This window comes from Pelomonas lactea, from assembly GCF_043555885.1.
Classification (GTDB): domain Bacteria; phylum Pseudomonadota; class Gammaproteobacteria; order Burkholderiales; family Burkholderiaceae_C; genus Pelomonas; species Pelomonas lactea.
The window spans coordinates 714976-732853 of record NZ_JBIGHX010000001.1; the positions used below are offsets into that span (position 1 = coordinate 714976).

The 17878-nt window shown below is 72.9% G+C and carries 19 protein-coding genes; 16 read left to right on the forward strand and 3 right to left on the reverse strand.

Going from position 1 to position 17878, the window contains the following annotated elements; translation table 11 throughout:
* The first annotated feature begins 27 nt into the window (after window positions 1-27).
* Window positions 28-693, forward strand: coding sequence for a type 1 glutamine amidotransferase domain-containing protein (locus ACG04Q_RS03155; RefSeq protein WP_394509362.1), 666 nt, complete (start codon window positions 28-30; stop codon window positions 691-693).
* 30 nt (window positions 694-723) lie between these two features.
* Window positions 724-1995 (forward strand): phospholipase D-like domain-containing protein, encoded by a 1272-nt coding sequence (locus ACG04Q_RS03160; RefSeq protein ID WP_394509363.1) that lies wholly within the window; start codon window positions 724-726, stop codon window positions 1993-1995.
* Between the two features lie 75 nt (window positions 1996-2070).
* On the opposite strand, the gene ACG04Q_RS03165 is transcribed toward ACG04Q_RS03160, so the two are convergent.
* Window positions 2071-3333, reverse strand: coding sequence for a diguanylate cyclase domain-containing protein (locus tag ACG04Q_RS03165; RefSeq protein WP_394509364.1), 1263 nt, complete (start codon window positions 3331-3333; stop codon window positions 2071-2073).
* Between the two features lie 146 nt (window positions 3334-3479).
* Here ACG04Q_RS03165 and ACG04Q_RS03170 point away from each other — a divergent pair, with 146 nt between their 5' ends.
* The 7 genes from ACG04Q_RS03170 (at window position 3480) to infA (ending at window position 8153) form a co-directional block, all read left to right on the forward strand.
* Complete coding sequence (locus tag ACG04Q_RS03170; RefSeq protein WP_394509365.1) at window positions 3480-3791, forward strand: DUF1330 domain-containing protein; 312 nt, start codon at window positions 3480-3482, stop codon at window positions 3789-3791.
* Window positions 3788-4960, forward strand: coding sequence for a serine hydrolase domain-containing protein (locus ACG04Q_RS03175; protein ID WP_394509366.1), 1173 nt, complete (start codon window positions 3788-3790; stop codon window positions 4958-4960). The genes ACG04Q_RS03170 and ACG04Q_RS03175 overlap by 4 nt, the downstream gene beginning before the upstream one ends.
* Window positions 4961-5190: 230 nt before the next feature.
* Window positions 5191-6510, forward strand: coding sequence for an MFS transporter (locus tag ACG04Q_RS03180; RefSeq protein WP_394509367.1), 1320 nt, complete (start codon window positions 5191-5193; stop codon window positions 6508-6510).
* Between the two features lie 88 nt (window positions 6511-6598).
* Window positions 6599-7075, forward strand: a complete 477-nt coding sequence (locus ACG04Q_RS03185; RefSeq protein WP_394509368.1) for a DUF1203 domain-containing protein — start codon at window positions 6599-6601, stop codon at window positions 7073-7075.
* A 278-nt stretch (window positions 7076-7353) separates the two neighbouring features.
* On the forward strand, window positions 7354-7560 hold the full coding sequence (locus ACG04Q_RS03190) for a cold-shock protein (RefSeq protein WP_394509673.1): 207 nt from the start codon (window positions 7354-7356) through the stop codon (window positions 7558-7560).
* Between the two features lie 67 nt (window positions 7561-7627).
* Entirely contained in the window at window positions 7628-7846 is a 219-nt protein-coding gene (locus ACG04Q_RS03195; protein ID WP_394509369.1) for a hypothetical protein, read from the forward strand.
* A 61-nt stretch (window positions 7847-7907) separates the two neighbouring features.
* Window positions 7908-8153 carry a translation initiation factor IF-1 gene (infA, locus tag ACG04Q_RS03200; protein ID WP_394509370.1) on the forward strand — a complete coding sequence of 82 codons (246 nt, stop codon included), beginning with the start codon at window positions 7908-7910 and terminating at the stop codon, window positions 8151-8153.
* 70 nt (window positions 8154-8223) lie between these two features.
* On the opposite strand, the gene ACG04Q_RS03205 is transcribed toward infA, so the two are convergent.
* Window positions 8224-9318, reverse strand: a complete 1095-nt coding sequence (locus ACG04Q_RS03205; protein ID WP_394509371.1) for a threonine aldolase family protein — start codon at window positions 9316-9318, stop codon at window positions 8224-8226.
* Between the two features lie 20 nt (window positions 9319-9338).
* Window positions 9339-10295: a CDF family Co(II)/Ni(II) efflux transporter DmeF gene (gene dmeF, locus ACG04Q_RS03210; RefSeq protein WP_394509372.1), complete on the reverse strand. Its 957-nt coding sequence runs from the start codon at window positions 10293-10295 to the stop codon at window positions 9339-9341.
* A 130-nt stretch (window positions 10296-10425) separates the two neighbouring features.
* Between dmeF and ACG04Q_RS03215 the strand changes: the two genes are divergently transcribed.
* The 7 genes from ACG04Q_RS03215 to ACG04Q_RS03245 all read left to right on the forward strand — a co-directional run bounded on the left by ACG04Q_RS03215 (window position 10426) and on the right by ACG04Q_RS03245 (window position 17876).
* A complete protein-coding gene (locus tag ACG04Q_RS03215; RefSeq protein WP_394509373.1) occupies window positions 10426-11103 on the forward strand; it encodes a DUF3348 family protein in 678 nt (225 codons plus the stop codon).
* Entirely contained in the window at window positions 11100-13805 is a 2706-nt protein-coding gene (locus tag ACG04Q_RS03220) for a coiled-coil domain-containing protein (protein ID WP_394509374.1), read from the forward strand. Before ACG04Q_RS03215 ends, ACG04Q_RS03220 begins: the two co-directional genes overlap by 4 nt.
* Window positions 13798-14439, forward strand: coding sequence for an OmpA family protein (locus tag ACG04Q_RS03225; RefSeq protein WP_394509375.1), 642 nt, complete (start codon window positions 13798-13800; stop codon window positions 14437-14439). The genes ACG04Q_RS03220 and ACG04Q_RS03225 overlap by 8 nt, the downstream gene beginning before the upstream one ends.
* Before the next feature lie 2 nt (window positions 14440-14441).
* Window positions 14442-14993, forward strand: coding sequence for a DUF2894 domain-containing protein (locus tag ACG04Q_RS03230; RefSeq protein WP_394509376.1), 552 nt, complete (start codon window positions 14442-14444; stop codon window positions 14991-14993).
* A 265-nt stretch (window positions 14994-15258) separates the two neighbouring features.
* Window positions 15259-16092: a pectate lyase gene (locus tag ACG04Q_RS03235; RefSeq protein WP_394509377.1), complete on the forward strand. Its 834-nt coding sequence runs from the start codon at window positions 15259-15261 to the stop codon at window positions 16090-16092.
* Window positions 16092-16991 (forward strand): hypothetical protein, encoded by a 900-nt coding sequence (locus ACG04Q_RS03240; RefSeq protein ID WP_394509378.1) that lies wholly within the window; start codon window positions 16092-16094, stop codon window positions 16989-16991. Before ACG04Q_RS03235 ends, ACG04Q_RS03240 begins: the two co-directional genes overlap by 1 nt.
* A 75-nt stretch (window positions 16992-17066) precedes the next feature.
* The gene (locus ACG04Q_RS03245; protein WP_394509379.1) at window positions 17067-17876 is read left to right on the forward strand and encodes a hypothetical protein; all 810 of its coding nucleotides are present in this window, start codon (window positions 17067-17069) and stop codon (window positions 17874-17876) included.
* Window positions 17877-17878: the final 2 nt, after the last annotated feature.

Sequence of the window (17878 nt, forward strand, 5' to 3'; positions counted from 1 at the left end):
GCCGATTCACCCGCCGAGGATCTCACCATGCATGCCCTGTTCGTCACCACCAGTGCCAGCCAGCTGGCGCCCGACCATCCGACCGGCCTGTGGCTGGAGGAGTTCGCCGTGCCCTACATGGCCGTGACGGCGGCCGGCATCGCGGTCACCGTGGCGTCGCCCCGCGGCGGCGCCGTGCCGCTGGACCCGAAGACCGCGCCGGACGACGAGCAGCGCCAGCGCTGGCAGCCCGCGCTGCAGGCGCTGCAGCACAGCGTGCCGCTGGCCGACGTGGCGGCGCAGACCTTCGACGCGCTGTTCCTGCCCGGCGGCCACGGCCCGATGGTGGACCTGGCGCATGACGCCACGCTGCACGCGCTGATCGCCCGCCACGACGCGGCCGGCAAGCTCATCGCCGCGGTGTGCCACGGCCCCGCGGGGCTGATCCACGCGCGGCGCGCCGACGGCCAGCCCTTCCTGCAGGGCCGGCGCGTGACGGGCTTCACCAACGCGGAGGAGTTCCTGGCGCGGCTGAAGGACGTGGTGCCCTTCCTGCTGGAGGACGAGATGAAGGCGCGCGGCGCCGACTTCCATTCCGCGCTGCTGCCGCTGCTCAGCCATGTGGAGGAGGACGGCAACCTCATCACCGGGCAGAACCCGCGCTCCAGCGAGGACGTGGCGGCGCTGCTGGTGAAGCGGCTGACGGCGCGTTGACGCGCGCGGGCCCCCATGGCGCGCCGCAAGATGGCTAGCGGGCTGCTGGTGCTGGCCACGGCGGCGGTCACGCTGCTGGCGGTGCTGCTGTTCCAGAACCTGTCGTCGGCCGAGAAGAAGATCGACGAGAAGCTGCCGCGCCTGTACGAGACGGACGACGCCGAGTTCCGCCGCTCGCTCAGCGCGCTGCTGGGGCCGCCGCTGGTGGAGGGCAACCAGGTGGAGACGCTGCTGAACGGCGACCAGATCTTCCCGGCCATGCTGGCCGCCATCCGCTCGGCGCACAAGACGGTCAACTTCGAGACCTACATCTACTGGTCGGGCAGCATCGGGCGCGAGTTCGTGGACGCGCTGACCGAGCGCGCACGCGCCGGCGTGAAGGTGAACGTGCTGCTGGACTGGGTGGGCAGCATGAAGATGGACACCGCGCTGCTGGACGAGATGAAGGCCGCCGGCGTGGCCTGCGAGCGTTTCCACGAGCCGCGCTTCGCCCACTGGGGCCGCCTGAACAACCGCACGCACCGCAAACTGCTGGTGGTGGACGGGCGCACCGGCTTCACCGGCGGCGTGGGCATTGCCGACCACTGGCGCGGCCAGGCGCGCCACCCGGGCGAATGGCGCGACACGCACTACCGCGTGACCGGCCCCGTGGTGGCGCAGATGCAGTCGGTGTTCCTCGACAACTGGATGCGCGCCACCGGCGAGGTGCTGCACGGCGAGGCCTATTTCCCGGCGCTGGCGCCGGCGGGCCCGCACATGGCGCAGATGTTCAGCAGCTCGCCCAGCGGCGGCAGCGAGAGCATGCACCTGATGTACCTGCTGGCCATCACCGCGGCGCGCCAGCGCATCGACCTGGCCAACTCCTACTTCGTGCCGGACGACCTGACCATCCGCACGCTGGTGGACGCCGCGCGGCGCGGCGTGAAGGTGCGCATCCTGACGCCCAGCGGCCACATCGACTCCGAGACGGTGCGCAAGGCCTCGCGCAGCAGCTGGGGCCCGATGCTGGAGGCCGGCATCGAGTTCGCCGAGTACCAGCCGACGATGTTCCATGTGAAGGGGCTGGTGGTGGACGGGCTGTTCGCGTCGGTCGGCTCCACGAACTTCGACAACCGCTCCTTCCGCCTGAACGACGAGGCCAACCTGAACGTGATGAGCACCGCGTTCGGCCGCGAGCAGCAGGCGGTGTTCGAGGCGGACTGGGCCCGCGCCCGGCCCGTCACGCTGCAGCAATGGCGCGACCGCCCGCGCACCGAGCGGCTGTGGGAGGCCGCCGCCCGCCTGCTGCGCACCCAGCTCTGACCGCCAACCACGCCCGGCGTGCCCGCGCCCCACCGTTGCGCGGCGGCCCGCCCTGGGCCTGACGACCGGCCGCGGTCAGCGCGCGGCCTTGGCGCGGTACATGGCCTGGTCGGCGCGCGCCAGCACGGCGTCGGGCTGGTCGTCCTGCGGCCCGAACACGGCCACGCCGATGCTGGCCGAGCCGTCGTGCAGCACGCGCTGCTCGCCACCGTCCGGGCCGGGCAGCCGCAGCTCGTAGGGCAGGGACAGGCACTCGCGCAGCTTGCCCGCGACGCGCTCGGCCTGGTGGGCGGCGTCGCCGGGGTCGGCCGGCAGCGGCGTCAGCATGACGACGAACTCGTCGCCGCCCAGCCGCATCACCGAGTCGGACGCCCGCACCGCGGCCTGCAGCCGCTGCGCCACGGCCAGCAGCAGCGCGTCGCCGGCCGCGTGGCCGTGGGTGTCGTTCAGCGGCTTGAAGCGGTCCAGGTCGATGAACAGCACGGCGCCGTGCAGGCCTGTGCGCGGGCCCTGGTTCACCGCCATGCGCAGGCGGTCGTCCAGCAGCCGGCGGTTGGGCAGGCCGGTGAGCGCGTCCACGAAGGCCAGCTGCCGCACCTGCTCCTCCAGCTCCTTGCGCAGCGTCACGTCGTTGATGGTGTTGATGGTGGCGGGGCGCCCCTGCCAGTCGATCAGCGAGCCACCCATCTCCAGCCAGCGCACGCCGCGGGTGCGCGTCTTCACGCGGTACTCGTAGCGCGTGGGCAGCGGCACGCCGGCCAGGCGCTTGCGGTGGTTGCTCATCACGAGCTCGTGGTCGTCCTCGAAGATGAAGTCGAGGAAGGGCCGCCCCAGCAACTGCTCCTCGGGGAAGCCGACGAACTCGCACAGATGGCGGTTGACGAAGCAGAAGCGGCCGTCCTGCACCACGGCCACGCCTTCGCTGGCGGTCTCGCCCAGCTCCAGGTAGCGGCGCTCGCTGTGCTGCAGCCGCTCCTGCAGCAGCTGCTGCTCGGAGACGTCGCGGGCCAGCACCCAGCGCCCGCCGGCCCCGGGCAGCGGCTGGGCGGCCAGCACCACGTGGCGCGGCGGCCGGCCCTGGCGCTGCAGCAGCGTCTGGCAGCCCGGCCGCCCGTCGGCCAACGCCTGCGCCAGCGCCTGGCGGGCCTCGGCGTCCAGCAGGCGGCTCACAGGCTGGCCCAGCAGCGCGTCGGGCGCCCAGCCGGTCAGCTCGGCGGCCGTGGCCGAGACCTGGCGCAGCACGCCGGCCTCGTCTTCCTGCCACCAGAGTTCGTGGCTGTGCGCCAGCAGCGCAGCCGGCGGTGCGACGGCCCGCTGGGCTTCGTCGTGTTGGCTCATTCCCCCCTCCTTCACGGCCACCCCAGGCCTCGTCGGGCCCGGTTGCGGTGTGCCGGGGGGCAGTGTGCCGCAAGACCTGGCACCGATCGCGGTCGGATGCCACGCCATGCGCTACAACCTGGGTTTCGCCACTGCCGCCCCAAGACATGCCCAAGGCCTACTGGATTGCCCGCGTCGACGTTGCCGACGCCGAGACCTACAAGCTCTACGTCCAGCGCAACGACGCCATCTTTGCCCGTTTCGGCGGCCGCTTCCTGGTGCGCGCCGGGCAGTTCGAGAGCCTCGAAGGCACAAGCCGCAGCCGCAACGTGGTCATCGAGTTCCCCAGCTACGAGGTGGCGCTGGCCTGCTACCGCTCGCCCGAGTACGCGGCACAGATCGCGCTGCGCCAGTCGGCCGCCGAGGCGGACGTCGTCATCGTCGAGGGCTACGACGGGCCGCAGCCCGGCGAACGGTGACGCCGCGCTGGCGACGGCGCCCCGGCCTGGCCGCGCTGCTGCTGGCGGGTCTCACGGCGGCGCACGCCCAGCCCGCGGGCAACGAAGCCACAACATCACGGCTGGACCGGCTGCGCCCGCTGCTGGCAAGCGCACCGCTGCCCGGCGGCTGCGTGGCGCGCACCCGCGGCAGCACGGTGGAGCTGCAGCACGCCTTCGGCCACGCCGATGTCGTCGCGCAGCGGCCCTACACGGTGGACACCTGGCAGCCGGTGGGCTCGGTCAGCAAGACCGTCATCGGGCTGACGCTGGCCCAGGCGGCCGAGCGCGGCCTGGTGGACCTGGACGCGCCGGTGTCGCGCTGGCTGGGCTGGCCGCTGAAGCACCCGGCCGCACCGGGCGCCGCCATCACGCTGCGCCAGCTCGCCCGGCACACGGCCGGCGTGGTGGACAGTGACGCCGGCTACCAGCAGGCCGCCTACGAGCGCCGCCGCGCCGACCCGCAGCGCCCGCGGCAGGCGCTGGGCGACTACCTGGCCGCCTACCTGCGCCCCGGTGGCCGGCTCTACCAGCGCGCGCATTTCTCCGATGCGCCGCCGGGCACGCGGTTCCAGTACAGCAACGTCGGTTCGGCGCTGGCGGCCCACGTGCTGGCGCGCGCCAGCGGGCAGTCGTTCGAGCGCCTGTCCACCGAGCAGGTGCTGCAGCCTCTGGGCCTGCGGGACAGCGCCTGGTTCATGCCCGCCAGCCGCCTGGCGCAGGCGGCGACGCTGTACGACGCCGAGCGCCGCGCGGTGCCGCCTTTTCTGCTCGCGACCTATCCGGACGGCGGCCTGCGCAGCACCTGCGGTGACCTCACCCGGCTGCTGCAAGGCTGGGCGGCGGCGCTGGACGGCCAGGCCCCCGCGCCGCTGACGGCCACGGCGCTGCGCGCGGCGATGGTGCCGCAGTTCCCGCCCGGCCAGGCCCCCGCCGGGCTGAACACGCGCGAGCCCAACCAGGGCCTGTTCTTCGCCATCCGCAAGGACGGCAGCGTGGGCCACACGGGCAGCGACGACGGCGTGACCGTCTTCCTGTTCCTGGACCCCGTCACCCGCGTCGGCCGGCTGTTGATGACCAACATCGACATCGGCGCCGACCCGCAGCTGCCGCCGGTCGCCGCAGCCATCTGGCAGGCGCTGGGCGACTGACGCCGCGCCGCAGCCGCCAACCCGGGCCCTCCCCGCGTAACCCTGGATGAGCCACGGGCGGTTACGCGCCTAGCATGTCGCCACGCTCGCCGCGCCCGCCTCCGGGCGGCGGGGTGAAGCGACTCCCCGGGCGCTGTCGCGGTCCAGGATGACAACGCTGTCCATCCGCTTGGAGACAACGCCGCGCCGTCCACCCGGGGCCCAGAACTATTTCAGCCAGTTTCATCCGCATGAGCACCCCATCACCGCGCATCCGCAACCCCTGGGCCTGGGTCCCGTCGTCCTACCTCGCGGAGGGCATCCCATTCGCGATGGTCATCTGGGTGGCCGGCACGATGTTCAAGGACCTGGGCCACAGCGACGGCGAGATCACGCTGGCCACGGCCAGCATCGGCATCGCCTGGTCGCTCAAGCCGCTGTGGGCCGCGTTCCTGGACATGTTCAAGACGAAGAAGTTCTTCGTGCTGTGGATGGAGGCGCTGATGGCGCTGCTGCTGTGCGGCATTGCCGTGGCACTGCCGCTGCCCAACTACTTCCAGATCACCATCGCCGTGCTGTGGGTGATGGCGTTCGCGTCGGCCACGCAGGACATCTGCGTGGACGGCATCTACATCACGTCGCTGGACGAGAAAGGCCTGGCGAAGTACATCGGCGTGCAGGGCGTGTTCTGGAACGTCGGCCGGCTGTTCGGCACGGCGCTGGTGGTGTGGCTGGCCGGCTCGCTGAAGGAGGACCACCACCTCAGCACGACGGCCGCGTGGAGCTGGGCGCTGGGCATGTCCGGCGCGACGCTGGCGCTGCTGGCCGCCTACCACTGGTTCTTCCTGCCCACCGGCAGCCTGGGCGAGCGGCCCGAGAGCGTCAAGGCGGCTTTCCGCACCTTCGGCGAGGCCGTCGTCGACTTCTTCAAGAAGGACAGCATCTGGGGCATGCTGCTGTTCGTCTTCCTGTACCGCAGCTCCGAGGGGCTGCTGCTGATCGAGGGCCCGCTGTTCCTGCAGGCCTCGCCCGACGCCGGCGGCGTGGGCCTGTCGCTGAAGGACAAGGGCCTCATCGACGGCACCATCGCCACCGTCGTCAGCCTGGGCGCGGGCCTGCTGGGCGGCGCCTTCATGGCCAAGTACGGCCTGAACCGCCGCACGCTGGTGTTCATGGCGCTGTGCCTGAACATCCCGCACGTCTGCTTCGTCGTGCTGTCGCAGCTGGCCGGGCCGGGGCACTCGCTGAGCTTCTGGACGGTGGCCAGCCTCGTCACGCTGGAGAAGTTCGGCTACAGCTTCGGCTTCGTCGCCAACATGCTGTACATGATGCAGCAGATCTCGCCGGGCAAGTTCCACATGACGCACTACGCGTTCGCGAACTCCATCATGAACCTGACGCTGGTGCCCACGCAGATGGTGTCGGGGCCGCTGGCCGACCACTTCGGCTACAAGACCTACTTCATCATCGTCATGGTGGCGGCCATCCCGTCGGTGCTGGGCGCGATGTTCGCGCCCTTCCCGCGCAAGCCCGACAACGGCCAGCCGCACGGCGGCCCGGCGCGGCACTGATTTCCATGTCCGTTCCCGGCCAGCGCGCCGGGCGCGGCGCTGCTGCAATGCGGGCCATTCCCCAAGCCCTCCCCAAGGAGCCCGCCCCATGCAGACCGCACCGACCCTCCTCGTCCGAGGCATTCCCACCGCCCACGCGCACGCGCTGCGCCAGGGCGGCCCCGACGCCCACGGCCAGGCACCGCTGGCCCAGCCGTCCAGCGGCCTGGGCAACCCGTGCCGGCACTGCCTGCAGCTGATCGCCGAGGGCGACACCAAGCTGGTGCTGGCCTACCGGCCGTTCGATGCCGCCCAGCCCTATGCCGAGACCGGCCCCATCTTCCTGCACCAGGCCGGCTGCGAGCGCTACGAGGCCAACGCGCTGCCCGCCTGGTTCGCCCACCTGACGCCGGCGCTGGTGCGCGGCTACGACGCGCGCGACTGGATCGTCTACGAGACCGGCCGCGTCGTGCCGGGTGCCGAACTGGCCCAGGCCTGCCGCGACATCCTGGCCCGCGAAGACGTGGCCTACGTGCACATCCGCTCGAAGTTCAACTGCTTCCAGTGCCGCGTCGAGCGCGCCTGACGCGCCGCGGCGGCCGCCTGCGTGCGGCAATCCCGGAACGATGCCCCTGGCCGCATGCGGCATTTACGCGGCGGGCGGTACAATACGGGCCATAGATTCGCGCAAGACCGTTTTCTCAAGGTCTTCTTGCAGCCCCGCTGGCCACCCTCTGGCCCGTTCTCGCGAGCGGCTCGCTTCAACAACTCCCGGTGAGTGTTCTTGAGTGTCTCTGTCTCCGCACGGCAATGTCGCCGGCGGAGTTGTCTTCCATTCCAAAAATTAAAGGAAACACCATGAACATCGAAACCGGCACCGTGAAGTGGTTCGACGACGGCAAGGGCTTTGGCTTCATCACGCCTGACGGCGGCGGCAAGGACCTGTTCGCCCACCACAGCGAAATCAAGAACGGCGGCGGCTTCCGCTCGCTGGCCGAAGGCGCCAAGGTGGAGTTCGAGACCAAGCAGGGCCCCAAGGGCCTGCAGGCGTCGAACATCCGTTCGCTCTGAGGCGCCACAGCGCGCCTCCACCCGCGCGGCCCCACAAAGGCCCCGCGGTCAACACCAGAAGAAGAAAATGAACAACAACAAGAACATCGAAGTGGGACGCTACGTCGTCTCTCCCATGACCCAGGCCCGGAACGGCGGCGGCTTCGACGCCCTCGTGTCCATCCGCTCCGGCCAGGGCATGTCCAGCGTGGACCGCGTCATGCAGTTCACGCCCTGTTTCAGCAGCCGTCAGGCCGCGCTGCGCTACGCCAGGACGCAAGGAATGGCCTGGGCGCATTGCCATTGACACCCGTGCGCGGCCCCTGGCCGCGCCGATTCGTACAACCTATCGCACTAGGAGCTCACACTTGGCCAAGGAAGAACTGATCGAAATGCACGGCGTCGTTGACGAAATCCTGCCGGACTCGCGCTTTCGCGTGACGCTGACGAACGGCCACAAGGTCATCGCCTACACCGGCGGCAAGATGCGCAAGCACCACATCCGCATCCTGGCCGGCGACAACGTGTCGCTGGAGATGTCGCCCTACGACCTGAGCAAGGGTCGCATCACGTTCCGCCACCTGGCCAACCGCGGCCCCGCGCCGACGCGTTGATCGCCAGCGGCTGAACTGCAGCGGCCGCCTCGCCCCATGCCGGGGCCGGGCGGCCGTTTGTCTTTTCGGCTCAACTCATGGCCGCGCGCAGCGCCTGCAGCGCATCGGCATCGGCCCAGCCGTCGGCCGCGTCGCCGATGACGACCTCCACCATCGCGCCACCCGCCAGCAGGTGCGACGCGACCGCCCGCGCGCCCAGCCAGAAGCCGTCCCGCGCGGCGATGGCCAGCAGGCCTTCGCGCAGCGCGTCAGGCGCGGCGGGCAGGTGCAGCTGGAAGGCGTTGACCTGCGGCACGTCCGGCGCGACGCGCCAGCCGGGCTCGGCGGCCAGCAGCGCCGCCAGCGCCTGTGCCCGCGCGCGGTAGGCCGGCATGCGCGGCAGCTGCGTGCGCAGGCCCTGCAGCGCGCCCAGCACGAACGGCGCCTGCGTGTAGACGTTGCCGGCCAGCCGCGTCTGCCACGGCGCCGTGGCGGCGATGAACTCCGCGCTGCCCGCCAGCACGCAGCCGGCCAGGCCGCCCAGGCCCTTGTAGAACGACACGTAGACCGAGTCCGCCAGCGCGGCGATGTCGGCCAGCGGGCGGCCATAGTGGGCCGCCGCCTCCCACAGCCGGGCGCCGTCGAAGTGCAGCGGGATGCGCGCGGCCCGGCAGGCGTGGCTGATGTTGACCAGGCCCTCCCAGGTCGGCAGCCGGTAGCCGCCGCGGCGCAGCGGCAGTTCGACGCAGAAGACGGCCGGATGCTCCGGCTCGGCCATCAGGTCCTCGATGTCGGACGGATGGTCCGGGTGGCCGATGCGCAGCCCGCGCAGCCCCATCAGCTGCTCGAACGCCTCGGCCTCATCGATGGCGATGTGGCTCTGCGGATGCAGCGCCACCGGCCCGTCCCCGCCGCCGCAGTGCACGCGCAGCGCCGCCAGCTGCGCCGCCACGCCCTTGTGGAAGTAACGCGCCGCCGGCTTGCCCAGCAGCGCGGCCACCTGCGCCTCCAGCGCCTGCACGGCCTCGCCCTGGCCGTAGACGTCCAGCGGCAATGCCGCCTCGGGCACGTCGGCCAGCGCGAGCAGCGCCTCGCGCATGGACCGCAGCGGCCGGTGGCCGCTCAGCCAGCGGGTGCAGCGGTTGCGCAGCTCGATGTCGGCGTCGGGCGAGGTGGTGGCGGGCATGGCGGTCAGCAGCGGTGGAGTCAGCAGCGGTGGATCTCGATGGTGGCGTGCGCGATCTCCTCGTGCACGGCCAGCCACTCTCGCACCTGCGTGGGCGTGAGCTGCTCGTCGTGCGTGACCAGCGTCAGCGCGCAGGCATAGGCGCCCCGGCCGACGCGCCACACGTGCAGGTCGGCGATGGCCGCCTCGCCGGCCGCGCCGCGCTCGGCGATGACCTCGCGGATCTCGTCGACGACGGGATGGTCCATCTCGCGGTCCAGCAGCACGACGGCGGTGTCGCGGACCAGCCCCTTGGCCCACAGCGCGACGATGAGGGCGCCCACGATGCCCATGACCGGGTCCAGCCAGCTCCAGCCCAGCCACCAGCCGCCCGCCAGCGCCGCGATGGCGGCCACCGACGTGGCCGCGTCGGCGACGACGTGCAGGTAGGCGGACTTCAGGTTGAGGTCGTGGTGATGGTGGTGGTGGTGGTGGTCGCCATGGTCGTGCTCATGACCGTGGCCATGATCGTGCCCGTGGTGGTGGGCGTCGCCCAGGATGAAGGCGCAGACGAGGTTCACGACCAGGCCGAGAACGGCCACCGTCATGGCCTCCGGGTAGTGGATGGCCTCGGGCTTGAGCAGCCGCTCCACCGAGCCCCACAGCATCAGCGCGACGACGCCCAGCAGCACGATGGCGCTGGCGAAGCCGCCCAGGATCTCGATCTTCCAGGTGCCGAAGGCGTAGCGCGAGTCGCTGGCGTGGCGGCGCGCGGCGGCGTAGGCGGCCACGCTCAGGCCAATGGCGATGGCGTGGCTGCTCATGTGGAAGCCGTCGGCCAGCAGCGCCATGGAGTTGTAGAACCAGCCCGCGGCGATCTCGACGACCATCATCGCGGCGGTGATCCACAGCACGCGCCGCGTGCCGCGCTCGCCGGCCGCGTTGCCGGTGTCGAAGACATGGTCGTGCCGCCAGGCGGCGAGGTCGTGGGTGTGCATCTTGGGGTTGCGGCCTGCTGGAACCGCGGCATTCTGCGCCCCGCGCGTGACGGCCCCGGGGCGCTGCCACGGGGCTTCACTAAAATCTCGCCCTTTTTGCTCGCGCGCCCGCGTGAGCGACACGCCCGTCATGCACGCCCTCCAGACGCAGCCCCTCGCCCCCGAGCCCCTGGCCCGGCTGCTGCTGCAATGGGGCGTCGCGCCGGTGGTGGCGCCGCCTGTCGCCGAGCGGCTGGGCGGCTCGCTGGGCTGGGCGGACGCCATCGGGCTGTCGCAGGTGCTGGCCACCGCGCCAGCCAGCGGCGTCAACGCGGCGGCCTGGCGCGAGGCGCAGGACTGGGCCGCCGCCGCGCTGGACCGCCTGCAGGCCGACCTGGCCAACGCATTCGACGACGCGCTGCTGGCGCTGGATGCCGCCGAGCCGGCACCCGAGGGTGTGCCGCTGCCGGACCTGCTCGCGCCGTTCCGCCTGCACCACGCGCAGCAGCAACGCGCCATGGCCGCCCGCGTCGCCACGCTGCGCGAGCGGCTGCGCGGCCGGCTGGCCGAGGCATCCGGCGCGCTGGCGCGGCTGGCGCAGCTGGACGCCGTGTTCGACCACACCGTCGCCGCGCAGGAGAAGCAGGCGCTGGCCGGCCTGCCCGCGCTGCTGACGCGCCGCGCCGAACTCCACCACACCGCCGACCCGCGCCGCTGGCGCCAACGCTTCTGGGCCGACCTGCAGCGCGCGCTGCGGGCCGAGCTGGACCTCCGACTTCAACCGGTGCACGGGCTCATCGAGGCCCTGCACGCAGCCGACTCCCGATGAACCGCTTCCTGCACGCCCTCTACCCCCTCGCGCTGGCCGCCGGCCTGGCCGGCATTGCCGGCGCCGCGCTGGCGGCCGCCCGCCACCACCCGGTGGCGCTGGCGATGACGCTGCTGATCGCGGCCTTCTTCGCCGTCGGCGTGTGGGAGCTGACCGCCTGGCGCCGCGCCAGCCGCGCACTGGGCGCCGCGCTGGACGGCGACGACTTCCTGGCCGCACTGCCCGAGTCGCTGCGCGCGGCCGTGCAGCAGCGGCTGGACGGCCTGCGCGTGGCGTTGCCGGGGCTGTCGCTGGCGCCGGCGCTGGCGGGCCTGCTGGTGCTGCTGGGCATGCTGGGCACGTTCATCGGCCTGGTCATCACGCTGGGCAGCACGGCCAGCGCTTTAGGCGCGTCGGCCGACCTGGCCGCGCTGCGCACCGCCCTGGGCGCGCCCGTGCAGGGCCTGGGCCTGGCCTTCAGCGCCAGCGTGGCCGGCGTGACCGGCTCGGCCATGCTGGGCCTGATGGTGGCGCTGGCGCGGCGCGAGCGCGCGGCCGTCGTCGCGCGGCTGGACACGGCGCTGCTGGGCAAGCTGCGCCCGCTGACGGCCGCGCACCGCCGCGCGCTGGAGCAGGCCGCCGCCGAAGCTGCCGCCGCTGAAGACGCCAAGAGGAACCAGCGCGAACTCGTCGCCCAGCTGCAGCAGTTCGCGGAAGCGATGGCCGACCGCCTCGTCGCGCAGAACGACCGCTTCCACGCCGAGACCAGCCAGTCCTACGAGAAGCTGGCCGCCAGCGTGGACACGACGCTGCGCACCAGCCTGACCGAGGCCGCCCGCCTGGCCGGCGCCGCCATCCAGCCCGCGGCCGAAGCCGCGATGGCCGGCATCGCCCGCGAGGCCGCGGCGCTGCACGAGCGCGTCGGCACGCAGGTGGGCGAGCAGCTGGCGGCGCTGGGCGCGCGCTTCGAGGCGGGCGTCGCGCAGATCGCGCAGCACGGCGAAGCCGCCGCACAGGCGCAGGCCGCGGGCCTGGCCCGCCAGCGCGAGGCCGCGCTGCAGCTGCTGGCCGACACCAGCGCCACGACGCAACAGGCGGTGGACCGCCTGGCCGAGCGCTGGGCCGCCGAGGCGCAGGCGCTGCTGGCCGCGCAGGCCCAGGCCGACACCGCCCGCGCCGACGCGCTGGACGCGCAGGTCCAGGCGCTGGCTGCGCAGCGCGCCGCCGCGCAGCAGGCCATGGCCGACACGGCCGAGCGCTTCGCGGCACAGACCCAGCAACTGCTGGACCGCGTGGCCGACGCCCAGGCCCGCCACGCCGCGCAGCAGGCACAACTTGACGCGCAACGCCGCGACGAAGCCCGCGCGGAGGCCGACGCGCTCAACACACAGCGCGCCGCCAACGAGCAGCTGCTGGCCGCCCAGCGCGAGGCCGCGCAACAGCTGCTGGCCGACAGCGGTGAGCGCGCGCAGAACGCGCTGACCGCGCTGACCACCGGCTTCGCGGCGCAGACCCAGGATTTGCTGGACCGCATCGCCGACACGCAGACCCGCCACGCCGCGCTGCATGCCGAGCTGGATGCGCAGCGCCGCGCCGAGGCCCGCGCCGACGCCGAGGCGCTCAGCGCACAACGCGCCGCCAACGAGCAGCTGCTGCTCGCCCAGCGCGAGGCCGCGCAGCAGCTGCTGGCCGCCAGCGGCCAGCGCGCGCAGGACGCGCTGACCGAGCTGACCGCCGGCTTCGCCGCACAGACGCAGGCCGCCGTGACGGCGCTGGCCGAGGCGCACACGCAGCTGCAGTCTGCCCACGCGGCCAACGACGCCGAACGGCTGGCCGCCTGGCGCGCCGAGTTGCAGGCGGCCGGCAGCACGCAGCTGGCACAGCAGCAGCAGCTGGCCGACGGCCTGCTGCGGCACACGCGCGAGCTGGTGGCCCAGACCGAGGCCCAGGCGAAGACGACGCTCAGCGAGGCCGGCGCGCTGCTGCAGGCCGCCGGCGAGGCGCCGCGCGCCGCCGTCGAGGTGGTCGCCGCGCTGCGCGAGCAGCTGGCGCAGAGCCAGGCGCAGGACCGCGCCGCGCTGGCCGAGCGCGCCGAGCTGATGCAGACGGTGTCGACGCTGCTGGCCTCGCTGCAGCAGGCCGCGGGCGAGCAGCGCGCCGCGCTGGACGCGCTGCTGCAAGGCGCGTCGGGGCGTGTGGATGCGCTGATCGTCGGCACATCGGCGCAGATGGAGGCGCTGCTGGGTGGCGCGTCGGCCAAGGTGGACGAGCTGCTGCAGGGCGCGTCCGCGCAGGTCGGCACGCTGCTGGGCGGCACCGCCACGCAGGTGCAGACGCTGCTGGCCGGCACGGCCACGCAGGTGAGCACGCTGATGGATGGCTCGGCCACGCAGCTGGCCTCGCTGGGCGAGCGCTTCACGGAGCAGGCCGGCGCGACGGGTCAGACGCTGGCAGAGGCTGCCACCACCATCGCCGCCAGCGCCGCCGAGATGGGCAGCCTGGGCGAGGGCTTCGGCGCCGCTGTCGAGCAGTACCAGGGCGCCAACGCGCAGCTGGTGCAGCACCTGGCCGCACTGGAGGAGCGCTTGGGCAGCGCGATGACGCGCAGCGACGAGCAGCTGGGCTACTACGTCGCCCAGGCGCGCGAGGTCATCGACCTGTGCCTGGGTTCGCAGAAGGCCGTGCTGGACGCGCTGCAGAACACGGCGGCCGCGCATGGATGAGCCGCTGGAGATCGAGCAGGAAGGCGTCGGCACGCCCGCATGGGCGGCCTTCGGCGACCTGATGGCCGGCGTGCTGGGCGCCTTCGTGCTGGTGCTGGCCGCCGCGCTGGTGGGCCAGCTGGACCTGGCCAACCAGCTCAAGGCCGAGGTGGAGCAGCGCCAGGCCGAGCAGGCGCGCCGCGAGGCGCTGGAGCGCGCGCTGGCCGGCCCGCTGGCGGACGGGCGCATCACGCTGATCGAAGGCCGCATCGGCATCAGCGGCGCGGTGCTGTTCGCCATCGGCTCGGACCAGCTGCATGCCGACGGCCGCGCCCTCATCAAGAGCCTGGCCGTGCCGCTGCGCACCTACCTGACGCAACGCGACGAGATCCTGATGGTCAGCGGCTTCACCGATGACCGCGGCGTCACGACGGCCAAGTTCACCGACAACTGGGAGCTGTCGGCCCACCGCGCGCTGACGGTCACGCGCGCGCTGATGGCCGAGGGGCTGCCGCCCGACGCCGTGTTCGCCGCCGCCTTCGGGCCGCAGCAGCCGGTGGCGTCCAACGACGACGCGTCGGGCCGCGCGCTGAACCGGCGCGTCGAGATCGCCCCCACGCCGCGCCCCAAGCGCGCGGCGGCCTCCGCCCCCTGACGATGGACGACGCGCTGCTGGACCCGCTCGCCTGGCTGCAGGCCCGCGCCGAGGCCGACCCGGTGCGGCTGCGCGTGCTGCAAGGCCTGGCACGGCGCGCGGCCGCGCAGACGGGCGCGCTGCGCGAGCGGCTGGTGGCCCGGCTGGTGCAGCGCGCCGGCGCCGCCCCGGTGCCGCTGCCGGCCCGGCCCGCAGCCCCCCCGGCCAGCCCGCTGGCCACGCTGGTGGCCGGACTGCAGGCCGCCGGCCCCGAGCTGCGCAACGTGGCCGTGCACCGCCGCACCTGGGGCGCGCTGCGTGTGCAGCGGCGGCTGGCCGAGGTCAGCGCGCCGGTGCCCGAGCACCTGGGCCCGCTGAACAGCCAGGTGCTGGTGGCGCGTGCGCTGCAGCAGTTGCAGGGCCTGGCACCCGACTACCTGCAGCGCCTGCTGACGCAGTTGGACACGCTGGCCGCACTGGCGCCGCTGGCCGCGGCCGCCGAGGTCGACAAGACGCCCAAGTCACCCAAACCCGCCAGACCGCCCGCCAGGAAGGCCGCGCCGCGCAAGCGCTGACTCCGCCCAGCGGCGCCCGCCACCGGAAGCAGCCTCAGGAAATCACTTATTGGAACGATGTTCCAAAAGAATGAAAGTCCGTTCCGTTTGGTGCAATACACCGTTTTGGACTTCACGACCGTCAATGACTGACGGGCCGGAGCCGCAGTTGAACTCCCCCGCCCTGCCCTTGCCTGTTGGATTCCTCCAGGACGCTTTGCCGTTGCGCTGACGCCCCGCAGCCGGGCCCCGGCTGCGCATCAACAGCAAAGACTGGAGACAAGGAATGAACGGTTCTGTGATGGCGCGCCTGTGGCGCGGTCTTGTGGCCCTGGCCCTCGTGGCCGCCGCCGGCGGTGCCGCCGCGGCACCCGGTGTTCGCACCGTGCCGGCCTGCACCAAGGTCAACGTCAGCACCACCATCGACGTGCCCGCCGGCACGACCTGGGACGGCGTGGCCAAGTACGGCAAATGGGTGTGCCTGGTGGGCACGGCGTCCAACATGAAGGGCACGCAAAGCGAGAGCCAGATCCCGATGTTCAAGCTGAACAACGGCGCGACGGTGAAAAACGTCGTCATCGGCGACGGCTCGCTCGGCAGCGGCACCAACCTGGCCGCCGGTGGCGCCGACGGCGTGCACTGCTACGGCGTCTGCAACATCACCAACGTCTACTGGGCCGACGTCGGCGAGGACGGCGCCACCGTGAAGAAGCTCAGCGGTGTGACCAGCAAGCTGACCATCAGCGGCGGTGCGGCCTTCAAGGCGGCCGACAAGCTGTTCCAGCACAACGGCGACGGCACGCTGGTCATCACCGACTTCTACGCCGACAACATCGGCAAGCTCTACCGCTCCTGCGGCAACTGCTCCACGCAGTACGCACGCAAGGTGACCGTGACGGGTGTTCGCCTGGGCACGGTCAACGCGGCCGGCATCGGCGTGAACAGCAGCTACGACAGCAAGTCCGGCATCGCCGGCCAGTACGACGTGGCCACCATCACCGACCTCGTCTACGGCGGCTCCAAGACCAAGTGCGAAGGCTTCGTGGGCACGGGCTCGGGCAACGAGCCGGTGAAAGACACCAACGCCAGCAACATCGCGCGCGCCTGCGTGTTCAAGTGATGACCGCCCGCCCGCTGGCCTGGCTGATGGCGACGGCAGCGGCCGGGCTGGGCGCGCTGGCGCTGGGCCCGGCCGCCGAGTCGCCACCCGCCGAGCCGGCGGCGGCTGCAGCGCTGCCGGCCCCGGCGCGGCTGCACGTGTTCAGGCCCGCCGCAGCGGCGACGGCGGCACCCGCCATCGAGCGCGACGTCGACTTGCAGGCCCGCGTGCGCGAGCTGCTGGCGCGCGACCCGCAGGCCGCACTGCTCCCGCTGGAAGCGCTGGCGCGGCGCCGGCCCGACCTGGCGCTGCCGCTGTACGAGCAACTGCTGGCCCGCTGGGCCGGGCAACGCCTGCACGCCCAGGCCGTGCTGGCGCTGGCCGGCGCGCCACTGGACGCCGACACGCGCGAGCGGCTGCTGCAGCCCCTGCTGGCCCAGTGGGCCGAAACCGCCCCCGACCAGGCCGCGCGCTGGGCCCTCGCCACGCCCGGCCAGACCGTGCTGCTGGCACCGCTGCACGACCGCTGGCTGCAACAGGATGCGCGCTCGGCCACCGTGTTTGCCAGCATGCTGCCGCCGGGCGAGTCGCGCCGCGCGCTGCTGGATGAGAGCCTGTCGCGCTGGACCGCGCAGGACGGCGCCGCCGCGCGCGACTGGCTGCGCTCGCAGGGCCCGCAGCCCGAGCTGGACGAAGCCATCGCCCGCCACGCCAGCGCCGACGAACTGGCACGCCAGGCGCCGTTCGAGGCCATGGACCTGGTCGCCCGCATCACGTCGCCCGAGCGCCGCTGGCAGGCCTGGCAGGCGCTGGCGCAAAGCCTGCACGACATCGACCCGGCCCAGGTGGGTCCGCTGCTGGCCCGCGCGCCGGGGCTGTGGCCGGCGGAGCGCGAGCGGCTGCTGGGCGAGCTGCGCTGACGCGCTGCATCCGCGGGATGTCGCGCCGCGGCGGCGCCCGCCACACTGCGCGGCTGCGCAACCGCCGATGTCCGCATGAGCACCGTCCCGCCCCCCGATGACATCGCACGTCCGCGCCGCGCCATGCGCGGCAAGGGCGCCGGCACGGCACCCGACCGCATCACCCCGCAGGACTGGGCGCTCGCCATCATCGGCGGGCTGTTCACGCTGGCCGGCCTGCTCATCCTCCGCAACGACTTCAACACCGGCATCGTCACGCTGGCGCTGTTCGGGCTGTGCTTCGTGCACGCCGTCGGCGTCATCGTGCGCAAGCGCCGGCTGCAGCGCCAGCAGGCCGGGGCGGTCACGGCGTCGGTCACCGGCGGCGTGCCGCTGCGGCAATCGCGCGCGCGCATGCTGCTGCTGGCCGGCGCGCTGCTGGCCATCGGCGCCACGCATGCCGCCTTCACGACCCACCCGGTGCAGATCGGCATCGGCTGGCTGCTGCTGGCCGTCGGCGGCGTCATGCTGCTGGGGCTGCTGTCGGGCCGGCTGTATACCGGCTACCTGCAGTTCGACCCCGACGGCCTGAGCCTGGGCGACCGGCACGGTCGGGCCCACGTGCCGTGGGACGCGATCACCGGCATCGCGCGCACCGACCTGCACACCCACCCGCTCGTCCTCGTGAGCGTCGACGCGGGCGCCGTCCAGGCCCTGCCCGCCACCCACGGCCCGCGGCTGATGAAGCAGATGGGCCGCACGCACGGCCAGTTCGGCGCCGACTTTGCCATCATGACGACGGCCTACGGCATCGACGCGCCGGTGCTGCTGGCCGCGCTGCGGCGCTATGCCACGCAGCCGGCCGCACGCCAGGAACTGCAGCGCCCGCCCCGGCTGCGCGGCTGACG

Excerpts from the sequence above, each read along its gene's own strand:
- ACG04Q_RS03155 (WP_394509362.1), top strand. The coding sequence starts at position 28 with ATGCATGCCCTGTTCGTCACCACCAGTGCCAGCCAGCTGGCGCCCGAC.
- ACG04Q_RS03160 (WP_394509363.1), top strand. The coding sequence starts at position 724 with ATGGCTAGCGGGCTGCTGGTGCTGGCCACGGCGGCGGTCACGCTGCTG.
- ACG04Q_RS03165 (WP_394509364.1), bottom strand. The coding sequence starts at position 3,333 with ATGAGCCAACACGACGAAGCCCAGCGGGCCGTCGCACCGCCGGCTGCG.
- ACG04Q_RS03170 (WP_394509365.1), top strand. The coding sequence starts at position 3,480 with ATGCCCAAGGCCTACTGGATTGCCCGCGTCGACGTTGCCGACGCCGAG.
- ACG04Q_RS03180 (WP_394509367.1), top strand. The coding sequence starts at position 5,191 with ATGAGCACCCCATCACCGCGCATCCGCAACCCCTGGGCCTGGGTCCCG.
- ACG04Q_RS03185 (WP_394509368.1), top strand. The coding sequence starts at position 6,599 with ATGCAGACCGCACCGACCCTCCTCGTCCGAGGCATTCCCACCGCCCAC.
- ACG04Q_RS03195 (WP_394509369.1), top strand. The coding sequence starts at position 7,628 with ATGAACAACAACAAGAACATCGAAGTGGGACGCTACGTCGTCTCTCCC.
- ACG04Q_RS03205 (WP_394509371.1), bottom strand. The coding sequence starts at position 9,318 with ATGCCCGCCACCACCTCGCCCGACGCCGACATCGAGCTGCGCAACCGC.
- dmeF (WP_394509372.1), bottom strand. The coding sequence starts at position 10,295 with ATGCACACCCACGACCTCGCCGCCTGGCGGCACGACCATGTCTTCGAC.
- ACG04Q_RS03215 (WP_394509373.1), top strand. The coding sequence starts at position 10,426 with ATGCACGCCCTCCAGACGCAGCCCCTCGCCCCCGAGCCCCTGGCCCGG.
- ACG04Q_RS03220 (WP_394509374.1), top strand. The coding sequence starts at position 11,100 with ATGAACCGCTTCCTGCACGCCCTCTACCCCCTCGCGCTGGCCGCCGGC.
- ACG04Q_RS03225 (WP_394509375.1), top strand. The coding sequence starts at position 13,798 with ATGGATGAGCCGCTGGAGATCGAGCAGGAAGGCGTCGGCACGCCCGCA.
- ACG04Q_RS03230 (WP_394509376.1), top strand. The coding sequence starts at position 14,442 with ATGGACGACGCGCTGCTGGACCCGCTCGCCTGGCTGCAGGCCCGCGCC.
- ACG04Q_RS03235 (WP_394509377.1), top strand. The coding sequence starts at position 15,259 with ATGAACGGTTCTGTGATGGCGCGCCTGTGGCGCGGTCTTGTGGCCCTG.
- ACG04Q_RS03240 (WP_394509378.1), top strand. The coding sequence starts at position 16,092 with ATGACCGCCCGCCCGCTGGCCTGGCTGATGGCGACGGCAGCGGCCGGG.
- ACG04Q_RS03245 (WP_394509379.1), top strand. The coding sequence starts at position 17,067 with ATGAGCACCGTCCCGCCCCCCGATGACATCGCACGTCCGCGCCGCGCC.